Below are 18,704 nucleotides of genomic sequence, written 5' to 3'. Positions count from 1 at the left end.
TCCGCCCCCGTCAGGGGTGACCCCGTCCGCTCCGCGCCATCGCGCGCTCCCGCCCGGTCCCTTCGCCGCACGCGCGTCGGACACGGGCCCGCAGCACTCTCCCCGCGCGGCCCCGCACCCGGGCGCGCGGTCTTCGGCCACGAAGGACCACCACCGGTGTCTTACGACGTTTCCACCACCAGCCCCGTCTCCGCTGCCGCCACGGACCTGCTCCCCGAACGGGGCGACACCCTCGCCGACTCGTTCAACGGGATCGGCGACATCGTGATGGCGGGGGAGCGCAGCGGCTACACACACCTGTCCACCCGCGCGCTGCCGACCGTCGGCCGCCTCGTGACGGCGGCCAGGGGGGCCGCCGAGGCGCTGGCCGACCGGGCCCTGTGGCCGGGGCGCCGGGGGCGCTGGCAGTTGGCGCCGCGGGCCGCCCGCCGCCACACCCGCGGCCGGATGCGGGTGACCGTGGTGGCGCTGGAGCCCAACGGGTTCGTCCCGCTGACCGGCGCGCGCCCGTCCGTGTCCGCGTCCGACGTGCTCTACCTGGTGAGCGGCCGCGCCCACGCGGTGGTCACCGGCGACGGCGGGAGGCTGCTGGCGGTGCAGGAGCTGGCCGAGCGCCGGGCCCGTGTGCTCGGCAGCGCGGGCGGGCACCAGCTGGTCAACACCGGTACCGAGACGGCCGTGGTCGTCCGGGTCACCGCCTGACGGGCCGCTCATCCGGCGGTCGTCCCGGGTGAGGCGGCGCGCAGCGCCCCGTCCACGTGCCCGACCGCGCGCAGCGCGCCCGCCAGCCGCCGGCCCTCGGTGAGGTAGGCGTGCATGACCTGGTCGAGTACGGGCGGGGGCACGTGGCCGCCCAGGTCCACCCGGGCCGTGCGGTAGCCCTCTCGAGCGGCCTCCAGACAGGCCTCGACGTGCCGCAGCGCCAGCCGGGAGAGCGCCACCGGATGCCTGCGCAGCACCCCGTGCAACCGGTAGTCCGCGGGCACCAGGTCGAACAGCCACTCGGCCGCGCTCTCGGCGAAGTCCTCGGCCCAGGGCGGGCGGACCCCCGCGGGCCACTCCTCGGGCAACTGCTGGTCGGCCATGGCCCGAGCATATCGCAAGCGTTCGAACCCGTGTTCGATCGGAGTCCGGCGTGTCCCGGCGTGTCCCGGCTTCCCCCGTCGGAGTAGCGGCTTCCCCGAGGCTGCCGCGAGAGGGGTAGGGCCGATGGGTCCCGGCGGGTGACGACGGGCGGCGCTGTCGCGTCCTAGCGTCGGGGGTGACACGACGAGGGAAAGGGGTGCGGGGATGCTGAAGGTGGCCGGAGTGGCTGTTCTCGGTCTGCTGGGAGGGTTCGTCGGCGGCCTCGTGCTCTCGGAGGTCGTCGCCGTCGTCGCGCACCTGGCCCTGGGGGTGCCACCCGAAGAGCTCACGGTGCTCAGGTTCACACCCTTGCTGTTCGCGCTGGTCTTCGCGGTCGTCGCCCCGCTGCTGCACCGGCGTCGGCGGAGCGCCTCCGGGTGAGCGCCGAACCGGCCGGGCACCCCGGCCTCCCGCTCGGGGGCGCCCTGAGAAATCCCCTGATTCACGGCGGGATCCCCGATTCGCGGTGGCCCAGTGGGTACGGTGAAGGCGTGACTCTGATCGACTGGGACGTAGCCGTCAACACTGGTGTCCGCCTCGTGCGGCCGGGCCCGCAGGTGGACCTCACCGAGGCCCGCCAGGCAGTTGCCCAGCTGCGCGAACTCTCCGTGACCGCGCAGCACCACGTGCGCGAGTTCACCGGCATGAACAGCCTGGAGCCCGCAGGTCCCGCGGTCATCGTCGACCGCCCCGGGTGGATCAAGGCGAACGTCGAAGGCTTCCGGGTGGTCCTGGAACCCATCCTCGACAGCCTCGGCGGCGACCGCCTGGCCGGTTCCACCGCGGGCAGCATCACCACCGCGGTCGGCTCGCGGGTCACCGGCGTGCAGCTCGGCGCGGTGCTCTCCTACCTCGCCGGGCGGGTGCTCGGCCAGTACGAGCTGTTCCTGCCGCCGGACCCCGACGGCAGGGCCCCGACCGGGCGCCTCACCCTCGTCGCCCCCAACATCGTGCACGCCGAGCGCGAGCTCGGCGTCGACCCGCACGACTTCCGCCTCTGGGTGTGCCTGCACGAGGAGACGCACCGCACCCAGTTCACCGCCAACCCGTGGCTGCGCGACTACGTGCAGGAGCAGATGCGCCTGTACCTGAGCGCGTCGAACCTGGACGCCTCCGTCTTCCTGGACCGCCTGCGCGCGATCGGCGAGGCCGTCGCGGACGCGGTCCGCGGCAACGAGGCCAACCTCATCGACGTCTTCCAGAGCGCCGAGCAGAGCGAGATCCTGGATCGCATCACCGCCGTCATGACGCTGGCCGAGGGGCACGGCGACTACGTGATGGACGCGGTCGGTCCCCAGGTGGTGCCGACCGTTGCCGAGATCCGCCGCCGCTTCCAGCGCCGCCGTGAGGGCGGCAACCGGATCGACAAGGTCATCCGGCAGCTGCTGGGCTTCGACCTGAAGATGAAGCAGTACGAGGAGGGCGCGGCCTTCGTGCGAACGGTGGTCGCGCGTGTCGGAATGGCGGACTTCAACAAGGTGTGGGAGTCGCCCGAGACGCTGCCCACGCTGGCGGAGATCCGCGAGCCCGAGGCGTGGATCTCCCGCGTCCTGCACCCCCCCGTCCCGATCACCACGGGAGACGCCGAGCCCGACGGGGAGGCCGACGGCGGCGCGGACACCGGAACGACCGCGCCCGGAGCCTGACCCGAGGAGAGTACGTGACCGGACCGCCGCCGGCCGTCGCGCGGGTGCGGGTGGCCGTGCGCCGCGCGCTGTCCGGGCTGGCGGCGGGCGACCTCGTACTGGTGGCCTGCAGCGGCGGAGCCGACTCGCTGGCCCTGGCCGGGGCGACGGCGTTCGTCGCGCCGCGGCTCGGGCTGCGCGCCGGCGGGGTCACCGTGGACCACGGCCTGCAGGAGGGCTCCGCCGAGCGGGCCGAGGACGTCGCCGCCGTGCTCCGCGGCCTCGGACTGGATCCGGTGGAGCGGATCGCGGTGGCCGTCGGAACGGAGGGCGGGCCCGAGGGCGCGGCGCGGACCGCGCGCTACGCGGCCCTGGAGCGGGCCGCCGACACCCACCGCGCCACCGTGGTCCTGCTCGGCCACACCCGGGACGACCAGGCCGAGACGGTGCTGCTGCGGCTGGCCCGGGGGTCGGGCGCCCGATCGCTGGCCGGGATGGCCGCGCGCTCGGGCCGCTACCTTCGCCCGCTGCTGGACCTGGACCGGCGCACCGTGCACGCGGCCGCCGCGCTCATGGACCTCAGGGCCTGGGCCGACCCGCACAACGCGGACCCCGCCTACACCCGGTCGCGGGTGCGGCACGACGCGCTGCCCGCCCTGGAGCGGGTGCTCGGGCCGGGGATCGCCGAGGCGCTGGCCCGCACCGCCGGGCTGCTGCGCGACGACGCCGACGCCCTGGACGCCTGGGCTGAGGAGGCGGAGGAGCGGGCGCGGCGCGGTCCGGCCGCGCTGGACGTCGCCGAGCTCGCCGGACTGCCGCGCGCCGTCCGCAGCCGGGTGCTGCGCCGGGCGGCGCTGGCGGCGGGCTGCCCGGCGGGGGCGCTCACGGCGCGGCACGTCTTCGAACTGGACCGGCTCGTCACCGACTGGAGGGGCCAGGCCCACGTCGACCTGCCCGGGGTGCGCAGAGGCCGCCGCTCGGACGGGCGTATCGTCGTCTCCGCCGACGAGGAGGGCGGTCCCTGACCGCGGCCGCGCGGCCCGCCGCGCTGACGGTGCGGCCGCTCGGCGCGTCTATCCTGGTTGGCGTTCCAGCAACCGCGAGCTGAGCAGCGAGGACTTGTAAGCGTGGACGCGAAAGACATGGGCGACGCCCTGGAGAAGGTTCTGGTCACCGAAGAGCAGATCAGGACCAGGCACCGGGAGATGGCCGCCGAGATCGACGCCGACTACGCGGGCAGGGACCTGCTGCTCGTCGGTGTCCTCAAGGGCGCGGTCATGGTCATGGCCGACCTGGCGCGGGAGCTGCACCACCCCTGCGCGATGGACTGGATGGCGGTCTCCTCCTACGGCGCGGGCACCAACTCCTCGGGAGTGGTCCGCATCCTCAAGGACCTCGACACCGACATCCAGAACCGCAACGTGCTGATCGTCGAGGACGTCATCGACTCCGGCCTGACGCTGTCCTGGCTGGTCGGCAACCTCAGGTCCCGGGGGCCGGCGTCGGTGGAGATCTGCACCATGGTGCGCAAGCCGCTGGCGCTGGACGTCGACCTGGAGGTCCGGTACGTCGGCTTCGACCTGCCGAACGAGTTCATCATCGGATACGGCCTGGACTACGCCGAGAAGTACCGGAACCTTCCGTTCATCGGCACGCTCGCGCCGCACATGTACAGCTGATCCGTCCGGGCTCCGGGCTCCGGGCGCGCCGCGCGCCCGGAGCCCGGCAACGCGATGCGCCGAGCGGGAACAACAAGGGCACCGGTGGACGTTGGCGTCATGACGGGACATCACCGGTTACGGCCCCGGCATCGAGTAGGTGGCTCGGGCGGATCAGGGTGTACCGTCGATTATCCCGGCATCATTGTAGGGAGCACATGTCCGATAGGTCCGCTTCTGGTGGCCGGCATGAGGCACTGCGGTGGAACGGTGGAGTTCTGGGTACGGCGCTCGTCGTCCGGCCCGACGGTTCCCCGCACCGACTGTCTCTGGGTTCACGGAGCGGACCGCGTCAGGAGGGACGGGCCCGGCGGGGTTCCGTATAGATGAATCTGAAGCGTTTGTACCGTGGACCGTGGCTGTGGTTCATCGCCATCTTGCTGATGCTTCTGGTGGCGTCCCAGCTCATGGGCTGGGGCAGTGCGCCCGAGCACGTCAAGACCGATACTTCCCAGGTCTTCTCCCTGATCGAGCAGGACCAGGTCAGGGACGCCAAAATCATCGACAAGGATCAGCGCGTCGAGCTGACCACCGTCGACGGCGACCTGTACGAGGCCTACTGGGTGAGCGGACAGGGCTATGAGCTCGCGCAGAGTCTCCAGAGCAACCAAGACGGCAACCTGGAGGCCTACGACGTCGAGGTCCCCGGAGACAGCATCTGGGTGTCCCTGCTGTTCAGCTTCCTGCCGCTGATCCTGATCCTCGCCCTCTTCTTCTTCATCATGAACCAGATGCAGGGCGGCGGCTCCCGGGTCATGAACTTCGGCAAGTCCAAGGCCAAGCTCATCTCCAAGGACACCCCCAAGACCACCTTCGCCGACGTCGCCGGCGCGGACGAGGCGATCGAGGAGCTCCACGAGATCAAGGAGTTCCTGCAGAACCCCGCGAAGTTCCAGAGCATGGGCGCCAAGATCCCCAAGGGCGTGCTCCTGTACGGGCCTCCGGGAACCGGCAAGACCCTGCTGGCCAGGGCGGTCGCGGGCGAGGCCGGGGTGCCGTTCTACTCCATCTCGGGTTCCGACTTCGTCGAGATGTTCGTCGGCGTGGGCGCCTCCCGCGTGCGGGACCTGTTCGAGCAGGCCAAGGCCAACGCCCCGGCGATCGTCTTCGTCGACGAGATCGACGCCGTCGGCCGCCACCGCGGCGCGGGCATGGGCGGCGGCCACGACGAGCGCGAGCAGACCCTGAACCAGATGCTCGTGGAGATGGACGGCTTCGACGTCAAGGGCGGCGTCATCCTGATCGCCGCCACGAACCGTCCCGACATCCTCGACCCCGCGCTGCTGCGTCCCGGCCGCTTCGACCGCCAGATCGTGGTGGACCGCCCCGACATGGAGGGCCGTAAGGGCGTCCTCCGGGTGCACGCCCAGGGCAAGCCGCTGGCGCCCGACGTGGACCTGGACGTCATCGCCCGGCGCACCCCCGGATTCACCGGCGCGGACCTGGCCAACGTCATCAACGAGGGCGCGCTGCTGTCCGCCCGGGGCGGCCGCGACCAGATCGACATGGACACCCTCGAGGAGGCCATCGACCGCGTCATGGCCGGCCCCGAGCGCAAGACCAGGGTCATGTCGGACGCGGAGAAGAAGGTCATCGCCTACCACGAGGGCGGCCACGCCCTCGTCGGGCACGCGCTGCCCAACGCCGACCCGGTGCACAAGATCACGATCCTGCCGCGCGGCCGCGCGCTCGGGTACACCATGTCGCTCCCGATGGAGGACAAGTTCCTCACCTCCCGCTCGGAGATGATGGACCAGCTGGCCATGATGCTGGGCGGCCGCACCGCCGAGGAGCTCGTCTTCCACGAGCCCACCACCGGTGCCGCCAACGACATCGACAAGGCCACCACGCTGGCCCGCAACATGGTCACCGAGTACGGGATGAGCGAGCGCCTGGGCGCCCGCAAGTTCGGCAACGGCAACACCGAGCCGTTCCTGGGCCGGGAGATGGCGCACAGCCGCGAGTACTCCGAGGAGATCGCCTCCCTCATCGACGAGGAGGTGCGCCGCCTCATCGAGTCCGCGCACGACGAGGCCTGGGAGATCCTGGTCGAGTACCGCGAGGTCCTCGACGACCTGGTCCTGCACCTCCTGGACAAGGAGACCCTGTCCAAGGAGCAGGTCCTGGAGATCTTCGCGCCGGTGCGCAAGCGCCCGTCGCGCGGGTCGTACAAGGGCTACGGCAAGCGGCTGCCCTCCGACAAGCCGCCGGTGCTCACCCCCAAGGAGCTCGCGCTCATGGGACCCAAGGACGTCGAGGAGCTGACCGCGCCCAACGGCCAGGTGTCCCGGGGCGGAGCCTGGGAGGAGCGCGCCAACGGCGTCGCCGGTTCCGGCGCCGAGGGAGAGCCGGAGGACCTGGCGTGAGCGGGTACCACGAGGAGGCCGGCGACTACGCGGAGCCCCTGCCGCCCGCGGGGGTCGACCAGCACCGCATCGAGAAGGCGGTCCGGGAGATCCTGCTGGCCATCGGCGAGGACCCGGACCGGGACGGCCTCCTGGACACCCCGGCGCGGGTGGCCCGGGCCTACGCCGAGCAGTTCGCGGGCCTGGACCAGCGTCCCGAGGACGTCCTGACCACGGTGTTCGAGGCCGGGCACGAGGAGATGGTGCTGGTCAGGGACATCGAGATGTACTCGACCTGCGAGCACCACCTCGTCCCGTTCTACGGGGTGGCGCACATCGGGTACATCCCGAGCGCCGAGGGCCAGATCACCGGGCTGTCCAAGCTGGCCCGCCTGGTGGACGTCTACGCCCGCCGCCCGCAGGTGCAGGAGCGCCTGACCACGCAGATCGCCGACGCCCTCATGACGAACCTGAAGCCGCGCGGCGTCATCGTGGTCATCGAGGCCGAGCACCTGTGCATGACCATGCGCGGCGTGCGCAAGCCCGGCGCCAAGACGCTGACCTCCGCCGTGCGCGGCGGCTTCCGGGACAGCGACAGGACCCGCGCCGAGGCGATGAGCCTCATCCTGGGCCGCCGCTGACCCGGCGCGTCCACGAGAGCACGCGAAGGCGGGCCGCCCCGAACAGGGGCGGCCCGCCTTCTCCGTTCGGCTCCGGAGAACACGCTTTCCGAGGGCCTCCCCGCTGATCTTGACCTTTCCGGGGTCTCAGCCGCCTCCGAGACCCCGGAAAGGTCAAGATCAGCGAGGGATCAGAGGGTGTCGTGCTTGGTGGCGGAGAGGAAGGCGCGCCACTCGGCGGAGTCGAAGAGGAGCGCGCCGAGGTGGCGGTTCCGGGTGTCGCGCACGGCGGACGCTCCGGGGGTGTCGGCGACCTCGACGCAGTTCTGCGAGCGTCCCTGCCTGTAGCTGGACGTGCGGAAGCCGGTGGGGACGTGGGCGACTTCAACGCAGTTGGACGAGGTGCCGCTGTAGCTGCTCTTGAACCACGTCAGGTGTGAGGCTCGCATCGCTCATTCCTCCTCCAGGGTCTTGGCCGTCTCGGCCAAGAACTCGATCGTTTGGGCGGGACGCCAGGCGTCAGCGCTCAGTCGCTCAAACGCCTCTGAGTGCCGTTCCAAATCGTACGGTTGGTCCCTGAAAAGGCTAACGTTGTCCGTTACCGTGACCAGAACGGTGAGCTCTTCGAGGGCCAGGATCGTGAAACCGCCAATCTCCAGGGCGGCGTGCGCCCCGACCTCGAACGGCAGGACTTGGAGCATCACGTTCGGTTCCTCTGCCGCCTCGATGAGGTGCCGCAATTGCCGTGCCATGAGCTTCGGCCCTCCGAGAACCGTACGGATCGCCGTTTCACTCACGATCGCCCACAGGTGCGTACGGTTTTCACGCCAGGTCTTCTGCCGGGTGAGTCGTACCTCCAACGCCGAGTCGACCAAGTCTGGTCCGGCTTCGGGCATCGTTCCTTTGAAGAGGGCACGTACGTAGTCCTCCGTCTGAAGCAGCCCCGGGATGAGCGTGGCCTCGTGGGTCTTGATGCGCTTGGCTGCGGTCTCCAGGCCGATATAGGTCCCGTAGTCCTCGGCAACGCCACTGGACTGCCACCACCCGGGAGTCCTGGCTTCCTTACGCATGGCGATGAAGCGTGAGATCGCCTGTTCATCGAGGTCGTAGTACTGCAGAAGCCGTTCCAGACTTCCTGGCCCCGGGATCACTCCTTCAACCCCGGGTGTCTCCCACCTGGAGACGGTGGAGGAGTTCACCTTGATGGCCTTCGCGATCTCAGCGAGCTTCCTTTCGCCGCGCAAGTTGCGCAGCTCGGTTGAAAGCTGCCATTGGGCCACAGTCGGAGTTCTTGTCGTCATGGCACTCATCCTGCCGCTCCTTGTGCCCCAGGGTAATCAATCCAAAGGAATTTGTAAATGCAGATTGCATTTGCTTATTTCTTGAGGTTGACTGTGATCGCGTCCACTTCGGACGCGTTCCAGCCCGACTTGGGGTGTCCGTGGTGTCGTCTGGGGTGTTCGCGCCGGTGCGGTGGGAGCCGCGTATCTACGAGGGATCGTTGAAGCAAGCCGCTGTCGTGCGTTCGCACGTGCGCAAAGACCTGTCCGGGTTCGCGGCTTTGCTGGTAAATGACGTGGAGTTGTGCGTCTCGGAGCTGTTCGCCAACGCGGTGGAGTACACCGCCTCCGGAGGCGAGGGCGGGGAGGTGGTGCGGCGGTTGTCGCTGCCCGAGGCGGGGCTGCTGCGGGTGGAGGTCGCCGACGGCGGCTTCACCGACACCCGGCCGACCATTCCGGAACTGGCGGGGGACGACTGGTTCGAGTCGGAGCGGCACCGGGGCCTGCTCATGGTGTCGGCGATCGCAAAAGGCTGGGGCTTCTACCCGGTGTACGCCCACCCCACGTTGAACCTGGGCCTGGTGGTGTGGGCCGACCTACCCCTGGACCCCGCACAGGTCCCCGCCGGGCTGCCCCGGTTCGTGCACACCGCCTGAACCGCAGCCGCCGGGCGGCGTCTCCTCGGTGATCTTGACGTTTTCGGGGCCTCGGACGCGGTTGAGACCCCGAAAACGTCAAGATCACCGAGAAAAACGGACACCACGGACAACCGGAGCGCCAACCGCCCCACCCCGGGCACCCCCGGTGCCCTCGGCATCCCCGCCGCTCTCGGCACTCTCGACACCGGACGGCAGGACACGCAGCTCGCCGCGCTCATCCGCCGACTCGCCGACCTCCGGCCCGAGATCGCCATCGGGTGGACACCACCCCCGACCCCGGTCCCGGCCCCCGCGCCGCGATCACCGCGCTTCCTGCCCGACCCGCGCTTCCTGCACCCGCTCGAACCGCATCCCGTCACCGGGCAGTGGCCGACCCGCGAGGACTTCCCCGCCGACCGCGACGTCGTGGACTCCATCGCCCGCCTGCGCGCCGAAGCCGCAGGCACCCACCGCCCCGGCGACCACTGGCCCGCCCACGCCACACCCGACTACTACGCCCGCAAACGCAGGCCCACTCTCCGGCAGCGCGTCAGCCGAACCGTTCGCACAACCTTCCAGAACATCCTGGGCATAGGCGTACTGCTCAGCATCGCCATCATGGCCACCAGCCTCCTGACGGCATGAAAAAGCCGGTCTCGACCCGCCAGAGGTCGGGGCCGACGCTTATTCGCTCAGCGGACTACTCGTCCAAGCTCCCAATACCTGACCAGGGGGATGCAGGTTCATCTGATCGCGGCCACTGTTCTTCTGGAGGCCCTCCCCGACGCGGAGGACACGCCGTCAACATGCTCGACGCGCGCCTCGCGCTCTTGGACGGTGAACGCCCCGGCTATGAACTGTCCAAGCACGCGCTGGCACAGCAAACCCTCCTGGCCGCGAAACAACCCGCGCCCAGGGTCCGCGTCAACGCGATCTCTCCCGGACTCGTCCTTCCTCCTCCAGGCGCCGGGAAGGACGAACTCACGCGGCTCGCCTTCCGGCGTAGCCCGCAGCGTCGGACCGCACCCCTTGACGACATCACCGCGGCTCTGCTTTTCCTGGAGAACACCGCGTCGGTCACCGGCCAGGTGATCCACGTGGACGCGGGGGAGCATCTCGGCACTGTGGAAAGCGTATGGGCGGACCGAGCGCCGTGACAGACTTGTCACCGAGCTGGGCGATACAGGCCCACCGGCCAATAGGAGAAACGGAGTCACCGTGTCAGGGGACATCGGAGACGATCTGGGGCAGCGGGTCGCCGCTGTCGTCAGTGCCGCGTTCGGCGTGGCATGCACGATCGAGGACGCTGTGGTCCGCCCCTCGCAGCGCGAGGGAGTCGACTACCAGGTCAACGCCGCGATGGCGCTGGCCAAGCGGCTCCGACGGTCCTCCCGCGAGGTCGCCGACGTCATCGCGGCCAACCTCGATCTGGGCGGCATGGCCGAAAGCGCCGAGGTCGCCGGTCCGGGCTTCATCAACATCACCCTGTCCACCGCCTGGCTCGCCGACCGAACCGCCCGGCTCGCCGCCGATCCCCGACTCGGGTACGCCCCGGCCTCCGAACCGCAGCGGGTCATCATCGACTACTCCTCACCCAACATGGCCAAGGAGATGCACGTCGGCCACCTGCGCTCGACCATCATCGGCGACACCCTCGTCCGCTTGACGGAGTTCGCCGGACACGAGGTGATCCGCCAGAACCACATCGGCGACTGGGGAACGCCCTTCGGGATGCTCGTCGAGCACCTCATCGACGAGGGCCTCGCCGAGCAGGACTTCAGCATCGGTGACCTCAACGTCTTCTACCAGCAGGCCCGGACCAAGTTCGACGCCGACGAGGACTTCGCCGAACGCGCCCGTATGCGCGTGGTCGCGCTGCAGGCGGGCGACCCCGCCACCCTGGAGTTGTGGGGGCGGCTGCTGACAGAGTCCAAGCACCACATCGAGGCCGTCTACGAGCTTCTCGGTGTGCGGCTGTCCCCTGACGACTACAAGGGGGAGAGCACCTACCAGCCCTGGCTGGACGACGTCGCCGACGAGCTGCGCCGCCGCGGCATCGCGGAGGACAGCGACGGCGCGCTGTGCGTGTTCCTCGACGGTTTCACCGGCCGCGAGGACCAACCGGTTCCCCTGATCGTCCGCAAGCGCGACGGTGGGTTCGGGTACGACGCCACCGATCTGGCGACCATCCGCTACCGTGCCCAGGACCTCAAGGGCGACCACCTCGTCTACGTCGTCGGCGCGCCGCAGGCGCTGCACTTCGCGATGATCTTCGCCGCCGCGCGCAAGGCCGAGTGGATCAGCCCGGAGACCGTCGCCACCCATGTCGGATTCGGAAGCGTGCTCGGAGCCGACGGCCGGATGCTGCGCACCCGGGCCGGTGCTTCGCTCAAACTGACCGACCTGCTCGATGAGGCCGTCGAACGCGCCGCAGGCCTGATCGCCGGGCGCGGCGAACTGTCCGAGGAGGAGCGGACCCGGATCGCGCGCGCGGTGGGGATCGGCGCGGTCAAGTACGCCGACCTGTCCGTCGACCGGGACAAGGACTACGTCTTCGACCTGGACCGGATGCTGGCGATGGACGGCAACACCGCCGTCTACCTCCAGTACGCCCACGCCCGCATCCGCTCGATCCTGCGCCGCGCGGACCGGGTTCCCGAACTCGGCGCTCCGGTGCTGCTGGCCGAGTCCGCCGAACGCGACCTGGCCCTGAAACTCGCGCGTTTTCCCGACGCGGTGCAGACGGCGATCACCAACCTGCAGCCGCACCGCCTGTGCACCTATCTGTTCGAACTCGCGGCGGCCTTCAGCACCTTCTACGAGAACTGCCCCGTCCTCAAGTCCGAGGGCGCCACACGCGAGTCCCGCCTGGCCCTGGCCCTGCACACCGCCACGGTTCTGGAGCGGGGGCTCGACCTGCTCGGGATCGAAGCCCCCGAGCGGTTGTAGGCGTTCTTTCCGCTGATCTTGACCTTTCCGGGGTCTCAGCCGCCTCCGAGACCCCGGAAAGGTCAAGATCAGCGGGGAGGTTGTCCCGGCCGGTCGGGTGTCGAGATCATCGGCGGAAGCGCGGCGGGTCCGGGCGGGAGCGGATCGGTAGGCTTGCGGTATGACGACGACGATAGAGCTTCCCGGCCTTCCGGCCGAGGACCGGTGTCTGGTGATGGGGGTCGTCAACGTCACCCCGGACTCCTTCTCCGACGGTGGCAGTTGGTTCGACCCCGGGGCGGCGGTCGAGCACGGGCTGCGGATGGTCGGGGACGGCGCGGACCTCGTGGACGTGGGCGGTGAGTCCACCCGGCCCGGGTCGCAGCGGGTCCCCCTGGAGGAGGAGCTGCGGAGGGTCGTCCCCGTGGTCTCCGAGCTGGCCCGCCAGGGGGTGGTCGTGAGCGTCGACACCATGCGGGCCGAGGTCGCCGCGGCCGCCGTCGACGCCGGCGCGCGGCTGGTCAACGACGTCAGCGGAGGGCTGGCCGACCCGGAAATGGCAAGGCTCGTGGCACGGACCGGCGTCGCGTACGTGTTGATGCACTGGCGTGGGCATAGTCATGACATGCACAAGCGCGCCGTGTACACCGATGTCGTCCAAGAAGTCCACGATGAGCTGAGCCAGCGCATGGCCGTGATGGTCGACGAGGGCGTCGATCCGGGCCAGATCGTCCTGGACCCCGGCCTCGGGTTCTCCAAGACCCCCGAGCAGGGCCACAACTGGGCGCTGCTCGCCCGCCTCGACCGCTTCACCGCCATGGGCCGTCCGCTGCTGGTCGCCGGATCGCGAAAGCGCTTCCTCGGCCGCCTGCTCAGCGACGCCGAGGGCGAACCGCGCTCCTTCGCCGGGTCCGACGACGCCACCGTCGCCCTGACCACACTGGCCGCGGCCAACGGGGCGTGGGGGGTGCGGGTGCACGACGTGCGCCCCAACGCGGACGCGGTCCGGGTCGCGCAGGCCTGGCGCAGCGGGGGCGCGTCCCTCGACGAGGGCCGCGCGGACGCGCCCCGGACCCGGGGCGGCCAGTGAAGTCCCGGCAGGAGATCGTGGACCGCGTGGCCGAGGCCAACGCGGAGTTCTACCAGGCGATCGAGACCGGTGACATCGACCTCATGGACCGGGTGTGGGCGAACGAGGACCAGGCTCCCGACCTGGTCTGCGTCAACCCCGGCTGGCCGATGCTGCGCGGGCGCGCCGAGATCATGCGCGCGTGGTCGCTGGTCATGGCGAACATCCCCTACATCCAGTACGTGCTCACCGAGACCCACGTCGGGGTGGACGGCGAGATCGCGATGGTCACCTGTGAGGAGAACGTGCTGACCGCGGAGGAGGACAACCCCGGGTTCGTGGCGGGCGGTCAGGTGGTCACCACCAACCTGTTCGTCCGGACCGAGCAGGGCTGGCGGCTGTGGTCGCACCACGCGTCGCCGGTGATGCTCGAAGAGGACGAGGGCACCGATGACTGACAGACCCGGACCGCCGGCGCCGGACCGGATCGCGGTGCGCGGGTTGCGCGCCAGGGGCCACCACGGGGTGTTCGACTTCGAGCGGCGCGAGGGCCAGGAGTTCGTCGTGGACGTCCTCCTGGAGGTGGACACCCGCCCGGCCGCGCGCAGCGACGACGTCGCCGACACCGTCCACTACGGAGTCCTCAGCGACCGCCTCGCGGCGGTCGTCGGGGGCGAACCGGTGAACCTGATCGAGACGCTCGCCGAGCGGTTGGCGCAGGTCTGCCTGGCCGAGGAGGGCGTCATGGCGGCGGAGGTCACGGTACACAAGCCCAACGCGCCCATCCCGCACCCGTTCGACGACGTGACCGTCACCATTCACCGGAGCCGCGCATGAGAACCGACTGGACCAGGGCGAGCAGGGTCGTGCTCGCGCTCGGCAGCAACCAGGGCGAGCGGCTGGAGAACCTCCAGGGCGCGGTCGACGCCCTGTTCGACACGAGCGGGCTGCGCCTGGTGGGGTTGTCCCCGGTGTACGAGACGGCTCCGGTGGGCGGCCCGGAGCAGGACGACTACCTCAACGCGGTGGTCGTCGCGGACAGCCTGCTCAGTCCCGAGACGCTGCTGGAGCGGGCCCAGGGCGTGGAGGAGGCGTTCCACCGGCTCCGCGAGGTGCGGTGGGGGCCCCGGACACTGGACGTGGACGTCATCGCCTACGGCGCGGAGACCCGCACGGACCCGGAGCTGACCATCCCGCACCCCCGGGCGCACGAGCGCGCCTTCGTGCTGCGGCCCTGGGCGGACGCCGACCCCGAGGCCGAGATCGTCGGCCGGGGGAGCGTCCGGGAGCTGCTGTCGGGGCTCGGCGACCAGGAGGTCCGGCGGCGTGACGACCTGGTGCTGAGGGTGCCCGAGTGAACCTCCCGTCGAACGAGCACGACGACCGCGAGGGACGGGTGCGCCCCACCGGGTGGAGGATGCCGCTGGTGATCGCCCTCGTCGCCGGCGTCGTCGTGTTCCTGGTCGTGCGCCAGGCCTACACCAGCCTGTTCCTGCTGCCCTGGACGGCCATCCCCACGCTGTCGCTGCTGGCGCTGGGCGAGCTGATCACCGCGGTGCAGACCCGCCGCCGCATCCGCAGGGCTCCGGGAACCGAGCCGATCGAGGCGATCAGCGTCGCCCGGCTGGTGGCGTTCGCGAAGGCCAGCGTCCTGTTCGGGGCGGTCGCCCTCGGCGGCTTCGGTGGTTTCGGGCTGGCGCTGCTGGACCTCCTGCACAGTCCGCACGCCCGGACCGACGCGTTCGTCGCGGGCGGCACCGCGTTGTCCGGCTTGTTCCTGATCGGCGCGGCGCTGTTCCTGGAGTACGCCTGCAGGGTCCCGGAGGACGACCAGGACTCCCGATCCGACGGGTGAGTGGCACGGATCTTGACTTTCTCCACCACAAAACCGGCCGCATCGCGTGGATAAGGCCGGGAACGTCGGGGAAGTCCGGCATAGCAGAACGATTGATCCGTTCGAGGATGGTTGACTGCAATCGTGGATTTCGCCGAATCTCCAGAGAAGCCCGAAATGACCGCGTCCGACGTCCAGAAGCCGAAGAGCTCTCCGGTCGAGGCGGCCTTCGCCGCGCCCGAGGGGACCTCGTGGAACCGGGTGGACCCGGCGTTCACGTGGTACCGCAGGCTGCTCGCGCTGATGGTGGCCGTGCCGGTCGCCGTGCTCGGCGGAGCGGGCCTCGGGGTCCGGCTGAACTGGGGTGCGGGCGCGGCGCTCGCGGTCCTCGCGCTGCTGGCCGGGGCGGCCGTCTGGTTCGTCGCCGGGCGGACCCGGGAGTCGTGGGGGTACGCCGAGGGGCGCAGCGACTTCTACCTGACGTTCGGGACGGTGATCCGGCAGCTCGTCGTGGTTCCCTACGGCCGGATGCAGGTCGTGGACGTCACCGCGAACCTGCTGGAGCAGTCGCTGGGGATCGCCACGGTCCGGGTGCGCACGGCCGCCACCACCGCCGACGCGCGCATCCCGGGGCTGAGCCTGCAGGACGCGACCGCACTGCGCGACCGGCTGGCGGCGCGCAGCGAGACCTTCTCCACGGGGCTGTGACGCGTGACCGAACCGGAACGGGGCCCGATTCCCCAGGAACAGCAGGCCGACCACGCCGCGCCCGTCGGACGCGCGCCGTTGGACGCGCACTGGTTCGACGCCCGGGAGGCGTCCGACGACGACGGCGACCTGCCCGACCCCGAGCCGCTGCCCGACCCCGGCCCGGCCCGGAGCGGGACGGCCGGGGACGGTGCGGCCGGAACCGGCCGCCAGGACTCGGACGGCTGGCTCTTCGACCATCCCGAGCGCCCCGACCCCACGCCTCCGCTGCGTGAGGTGACCGCGCCCACCGACACCAACCGTGTCGACATCGACGCGCCCGCGCCGATCTCGGCCTGGTCCTTCGAGGCCCTGCGCGACGCGGCCCACATCGAACCCCCCGCAGCCCCGGGGCCCGGGCCCGAGCCGGGCTTCGCCCCCGTGGCTCCTCCGGTCCAGGAGGCGGCCGCCGGGCCCGAGCGGGCGCCGAGCCCCGAGCGGCCCTCCGACCGGGGCGGGGCCCCCGGGGAGCGGAAGGGCGAACCCGGACCCGGAGCGCCCGAGCCCGGCCGGACCCCGTTCTGGGGGGTCCGGGCCGAGGCCCCGCGCGTCGAGGACGGCCGCGGCGACGCGGCTCCCGGAGCGGAGAGGCCCGAAGAGGCCGCCGCCAGGAGGGCGCGTCCCGGTCAGACGCCGTTCTGGGGGTCGAGGGCGGAGGGCTCGGAACCGGGAAACCCCGCCGACCCGAACGGTCGGGGGCCTGAGACGTCGGCGCCGTTGTGGTCCGGCCCCCCGGCGCGGGAGGAGCCCGAACGGCCGCGGCAGCCGCTGTGGAACCAGGGGCCCCGGTTCGCGCCGGCCTACGCGCCGCCCACGCCGCAGCCGCCCTCCGTCACCCAGGGCCGCCCCTATGTGCCGCCGGTGCCCCCGGGGTACGCCGCGCCGTCCGGTCAGGCCGCCTCGCCTCCGGGGGGTCCGCAGGGAGCGGGGTACCCGCCGCCCGTCGGACCGCCCACGACGAACGTCCGCCCGTCGGGTCCGGAGCACCCGGCCCCCGGGCAGTGGGCCGCGCAGGGCCCCCACCCGGGCGCGCCGCCGCCCGGACACCACTACGGGCCCCCGGCGCCGACCGGCTCGCACGTGCGGTTCGCCCCGTACACCCAGCCCGCTCCGCCTCCGGGGGCGTGGCAGCCCAGGAGCGGCGCCGCTCCGCTCCCCGGTTCGCTGCCGCCCAGACCCGAGGCCGACATCACCACGGGTTCGCACCGCCTGCACGGTGCGACGGTGGCGCTTCGGACGGCCGTCGTCACGCTGGTGTTCTTCGCGCTGCCCGGGCCGATCCTGCTGGACTTCGGCATCGGGTGGACCCTGCTGCTCACCCTGGCGGTGGCGATGGGGACCGCCGCCTACTCGCTCGTGGCCTGGTGGAACACCTATTTCGGGCTGAAAGGCGACCACCTCGTCCTGCACACCGGGCTGTTCCGGCAGTTGACGCGGGAGATCCCGTTGAGCCGGCTGCAGGCGGTGGACGTGGTCCGGCCGTTGTTCATGCAGGTCATCGGGCTTGCCGAGCTTCGGGTGGAACTCGCCGGGGGTGACAGCGGCGAACTGCGGCTGCGCTACCTCGGACGGGGTCAGGCCGAGCGGCTGCGCGCGAGCCTGCTCGCGCACGCCGCCGGGCTCTCCGGCCGGACCCCGGAGGCGCCCGAGACCCCGCTGTACAAGCTCCCGTTCTCGCTGCTGATCGGCGCGCTGGTCTTCCGGGTCCCGGTGCTGGCGGCCTTCGTGCTCTTCATGCTGCTGATCGTGGCGGGCCTGGCCTTCGGCGAGCCGGGCGTGCTCGGCGGGGCGGTCCCGCTGCTGCTGGGCCTGATGCGCGGCTTCCTCGGACCGCTGCTGCGGTACATCGACTTCTACGCCTCGCTCTCGCCGGACGGGCTGCGGCTGCGCTACGGCGTCTTCCAGGCGCGGATGCAGACGGTGCCGCCGGGGCGGGTGCAGGCGGTGCGCATCGTCGAGCCGCTGCTGTGGCGGGTCTTCAACGTCGTGCGGGTCGAGGCGAACGTCGCCGGGTACGTGGGGGAGCGGCAGACGGACTCCTCGACGCTGCTTCCGGTGGTGCCCAAGCGGCTGGCCTACGCGCTGGTCGGGGAGCTCTTCCCGGGGACCGACGTCTCCTCGGTCACGCTGCACCCCGCCCACCTGGGCCAGGCCGGCCAGGAGGCGCTCGGCGTGGACGACTCGCTCTTCGTCACCCGGCGCGGCCTGTTCTGCAGGGTGGTCGAGATCGTCCCGCACTCGCGGATGCAGACCCTGCGCCTGACGGCGGGGCCGCTGGCCCGGATGCTCGGCGCCGCCACCGTCGAGGTGGAGACCCCGCCGGGTCCGGTCCGCGCCCGCGCTCCGCACCGTGAACTCGGGGAGGCCCGGCGGGTGGTCGACGGTGTCGCCGAACGCGCGGAGCGCGCCCGCGCGGCCTCGGGGGGACCCGAGCGCTGGGCGACCCGAAGCGACACGGACACCCGCCAGTAGGGAGCCGCGGACGCGCCTCTCCCGATGGCCTCGCCGTCGGTGTTCCACGATCCGCCGTCGTGGAACACCGACGGCGACGTCATCGGGATGTCTTCGTGGGAAATGTGACTCCCGTCACTCGACGCGGTCTGGGTGGCGGGATTTTCCACTGGCAAATCACGACATTTTCCACTACTCGGTGTCATTGAAAAACTCCCCTAAGTTATTCACTTTCGGTGAAAACCCTCTCGAGCGCTCGTTGATGTGGCTAGATGGAGGGCGAACACGACATGTGTTCAAAGAAGTACGCATTGTCAGCAAAAG

At 71.0% G+C, this 18,704-nt stretch carries 21 protein-coding genes; 18 read left to right on the top strand and 3 right to left on the bottom strand.

Going from position 1 to position 18,704, the window contains the following annotated elements:
- Window positions 1-156 precede the first annotated feature (156 nt).
- The gene (locus tag EV190_RS02790) at window positions 157-702 is read left to right on the top strand and encodes a hypothetical protein (protein WP_133739789.1); all 546 of its coding nucleotides are present in this window, start codon (window positions 157-159) and stop codon (window positions 700-702) included.
- 8 nt (window positions 703-710) lie between these two features.
- Here the strand turns inward: EV190_RS02790 and EV190_RS02785 are convergent, their stop codons facing one another.
- Window positions 711-1,085: a hypothetical protein gene (locus EV190_RS02785; protein ID WP_133739788.1), complete on the bottom strand. Its 375-nt coding sequence runs from the start codon at window positions 1,083-1,085 to the stop codon at window positions 711-713.
- 223 nt (window positions 1,086-1,308) lie between these two features.
- Between EV190_RS02785 and EV190_RS02780 the strand changes: the two genes are divergently transcribed.
- The 6 genes from EV190_RS02780 to folE all read left to right on the top strand — a co-directional run bounded on the left by EV190_RS02780 (window position 1,309) and on the right by folE (window position 7,454).
- Window positions 1,309-1,506 carry a DUF5957 family protein gene (locus tag EV190_RS02780; RefSeq protein ID WP_133739787.1) on the top strand — a complete coding sequence of 66 codons (198 nt, stop codon included), beginning with the start codon at window positions 1,309-1,311 and terminating at the stop codon, window positions 1,504-1,506.
- A gap of 116 nt (window positions 1,507-1,622) precedes the next feature.
- Window positions 1,623-2,771: a zinc-dependent metalloprotease gene (locus EV190_RS02775; RefSeq protein WP_133740142.1), complete on the top strand. Its 1,149-nt coding sequence runs from the start codon at window positions 1,623-1,625 to the stop codon at window positions 2,769-2,771.
- 14 nt (window positions 2,772-2,785) lie between these two features.
- Window positions 2,786-3,775: a tRNA lysidine(34) synthetase TilS gene (tilS, locus tag EV190_RS02770; protein WP_133739786.1), complete on the top strand. Its 990-nt coding sequence runs from the start codon at window positions 2,786-2,788 to the stop codon at window positions 3,773-3,775.
- Between the two features lie 102 nt (window positions 3,776-3,877).
- A complete protein-coding gene (gene hpt, locus EV190_RS02765; RefSeq protein WP_133739785.1) occupies window positions 3,878-4,429 on the top strand; it encodes a hypoxanthine phosphoribosyltransferase in 552 nt (183 codons plus the stop codon).
- A 365-nt stretch (window positions 4,430-4,794) separates the two neighbouring features.
- Window positions 4,795-6,834 (top strand): ATP-dependent zinc metalloprotease FtsH, encoded by a 2,040-nt coding sequence (gene ftsH / locus EV190_RS02760; RefSeq protein ID WP_133739784.1) that lies wholly within the window; start codon window positions 4,795-4,797, stop codon window positions 6,832-6,834.
- Window positions 6,831-7,454: a GTP cyclohydrolase I FolE gene (folE, locus tag EV190_RS02755; RefSeq protein WP_133739783.1), complete on the top strand. Its 624-nt coding sequence runs from the start codon at window positions 6,831-6,833 to the stop codon at window positions 7,452-7,454. Before ftsH ends, folE begins: the two co-directional genes overlap by 4 nt.
- Window positions 7,455-7,624: 170 nt before the next feature.
- Here folE and EV190_RS02750 read toward each other — a convergent pair whose 3' ends face one another.
- Window positions 7,625-7,882 carry a DUF397 domain-containing protein gene (locus EV190_RS02750; RefSeq protein WP_133739782.1) on the bottom strand — a complete coding sequence of 86 codons (258 nt, stop codon included), beginning with the start codon at window positions 7,880-7,882 and terminating at the stop codon, window positions 7,625-7,627.
- A gap of 3 nt (window positions 7,883-7,885) precedes the next feature.
- Window positions 7,886-8,743, bottom strand: a complete 858-nt coding sequence (locus tag EV190_RS02745) for a helix-turn-helix domain-containing protein (protein ID WP_133739781.1) — start codon at window positions 8,741-8,743, stop codon at window positions 7,886-7,888.
- Between the two features lie 134 nt (window positions 8,744-8,877).
- Here EV190_RS02745 and EV190_RS02740 point away from each other — a divergent pair, with 134 nt between their 5' ends.
- The 11 genes from EV190_RS02740 (at window position 8,878) to EV190_RS24465 (ending at window position 18,401) form a co-directional block, all read left to right on the top strand.
- Entirely contained in the window at window positions 8,878-9,369 is a 492-nt protein-coding gene (locus EV190_RS02740; RefSeq protein WP_243742294.1) for an ATP-binding protein, read from the top strand.
- A gap of 408 nt (window positions 9,370-9,777) precedes the next feature.
- Complete coding sequence (locus EV190_RS02735; RefSeq protein ID WP_133739780.1) at window positions 9,778-9,996, top strand: hypothetical protein; 219 nt, start codon at window positions 9,778-9,780, stop codon at window positions 9,994-9,996.
- 161 nt (window positions 9,997-10,157) lie between these two features.
- Window positions 10,158-10,508: an SDR family oxidoreductase gene (locus EV190_RS02730; RefSeq protein WP_243742293.1), complete on the top strand. Its 351-nt coding sequence runs from the start codon at window positions 10,158-10,160 to the stop codon at window positions 10,506-10,508.
- A gap of 61 nt (window positions 10,509-10,569) precedes the next feature.
- Window positions 10,570-12,300, top strand: a complete 1,731-nt coding sequence (gene argS / locus EV190_RS02725) for an arginine--tRNA ligase (protein WP_133739779.1) — start codon at window positions 10,570-10,572, stop codon at window positions 12,298-12,300.
- Between the two features lie 160 nt (window positions 12,301-12,460).
- Window positions 12,461-13,369 carry a dihydropteroate synthase gene (folP, locus tag EV190_RS02720; protein WP_133739778.1) on the top strand — a complete coding sequence of 303 codons (909 nt, stop codon included), beginning with the start codon at window positions 12,461-12,463 and terminating at the stop codon, window positions 13,367-13,369.
- Window positions 13,366-13,806 (top strand): nuclear transport factor 2 family protein, encoded by a 441-nt coding sequence (locus EV190_RS02715; RefSeq protein ID WP_133739777.1) that lies wholly within the window; start codon window positions 13,366-13,368, stop codon window positions 13,804-13,806. Before folP ends, EV190_RS02715 begins: the two co-directional genes overlap by 4 nt.
- The gene (gene folB, locus EV190_RS02710) at window positions 13,799-14,185 is read left to right on the top strand and encodes a dihydroneopterin aldolase (protein ID WP_133739776.1); all 387 of its coding nucleotides are present in this window, start codon (window positions 13,799-13,801) and stop codon (window positions 14,183-14,185) included. Before EV190_RS02715 ends, folB begins: the two co-directional genes overlap by 8 nt.
- Window positions 14,182-14,706: a 2-amino-4-hydroxy-6-hydroxymethyldihydropteridine diphosphokinase gene (gene folK / locus EV190_RS02705; RefSeq protein WP_133739775.1), complete on the top strand. Its 525-nt coding sequence runs from the start codon at window positions 14,182-14,184 to the stop codon at window positions 14,704-14,706. The genes folB and folK overlap by 4 nt, the downstream gene beginning before the upstream one ends.
- On the top strand, window positions 14,703-15,203 hold the full coding sequence (locus EV190_RS02700) for a DUF3180 domain-containing protein (protein WP_341770505.1): 501 nt from the start codon (window positions 14,703-14,705) through the stop codon (window positions 15,201-15,203). The genes folK and EV190_RS02700 overlap by 4 nt, the downstream gene beginning before the upstream one ends.
- Window positions 15,204-15,359: 156 nt before the next feature.
- Window positions 15,360-15,890, top strand: a complete 531-nt coding sequence (locus EV190_RS02695) for a PH domain-containing protein (protein ID WP_133739774.1) — start codon at window positions 15,360-15,362, stop codon at window positions 15,888-15,890.
- 3 nt (window positions 15,891-15,893) lie between these two features.
- A complete protein-coding gene (locus EV190_RS24465; RefSeq protein WP_394345481.1) occupies window positions 15,894-18,401 on the top strand; it encodes a PH domain-containing protein in 2,508 nt (835 codons plus the stop codon).
- Window positions 18,402-18,704: the final 303 nt, after the last annotated feature.

It is taken from the genome of Actinorugispora endophytica (assembly GCF_004363075.1).
GTDB lineage: Bacteria > Actinomycetota > Actinomycetes > Streptosporangiales > Streptosporangiaceae > Actinorugispora > Actinorugispora endophytica.
This window is presented reverse-complemented; position numbering and strand designations above follow the sequence as displayed.

What these genes read in the sequence shown, in the direction of transcription:
- EV190_RS02785 (WP_133739788.1), bottom strand. Translation starts at nt 1,085, where the DNA reads ATGGCCGACCAGCAGTTGCCCGAGGAGTGGCCCGCGGGGGTCCGCCCG.
- ftsH (WP_133739784.1), top strand. Translation starts at nt 4,795, where the DNA reads ATGAATCTGAAGCGTTTGTACCGTGGACCGTGGCTGTGGTTCATCGCC.
- EV190_RS02750 (WP_133739782.1), bottom strand. Translation starts at nt 7,882, where the DNA reads ATGCGAGCCTCACACCTGACGTGGTTCAAGAGCAGCTACAGCGGCACC.
- EV190_RS02745 (WP_133739781.1), bottom strand. Translation starts at nt 8,743, where the DNA reads ATGAGTGCCATGACGACAAGAACTCCGACTGTGGCCCAATGGCAGCTT.
- EV190_RS02730 (WP_243742293.1), top strand. Translation starts at nt 10,158, where the DNA reads ATGCTCGACGCGCGCCTCGCGCTCTTGGACGGTGAACGCCCCGGCTAT.
- folP (WP_133739778.1), top strand. Translation starts at nt 12,461, where the DNA reads ATGACGACGACGATAGAGCTTCCCGGCCTTCCGGCCGAGGACCGGTGT.
- folB (WP_133739776.1), top strand. Translation starts at nt 13,799, where the DNA reads ATGACTGACAGACCCGGACCGCCGGCGCCGGACCGGATCGCGGTGCGC.
- folK (WP_133739775.1), top strand. Translation starts at nt 14,182, where the DNA reads ATGAGAACCGACTGGACCAGGGCGAGCAGGGTCGTGCTCGCGCTCGGC.
- EV190_RS02695 (WP_133739774.1), top strand. Translation starts at nt 15,360, where the DNA reads ATGACCGCGTCCGACGTCCAGAAGCCGAAGAGCTCTCCGGTCGAGGCG.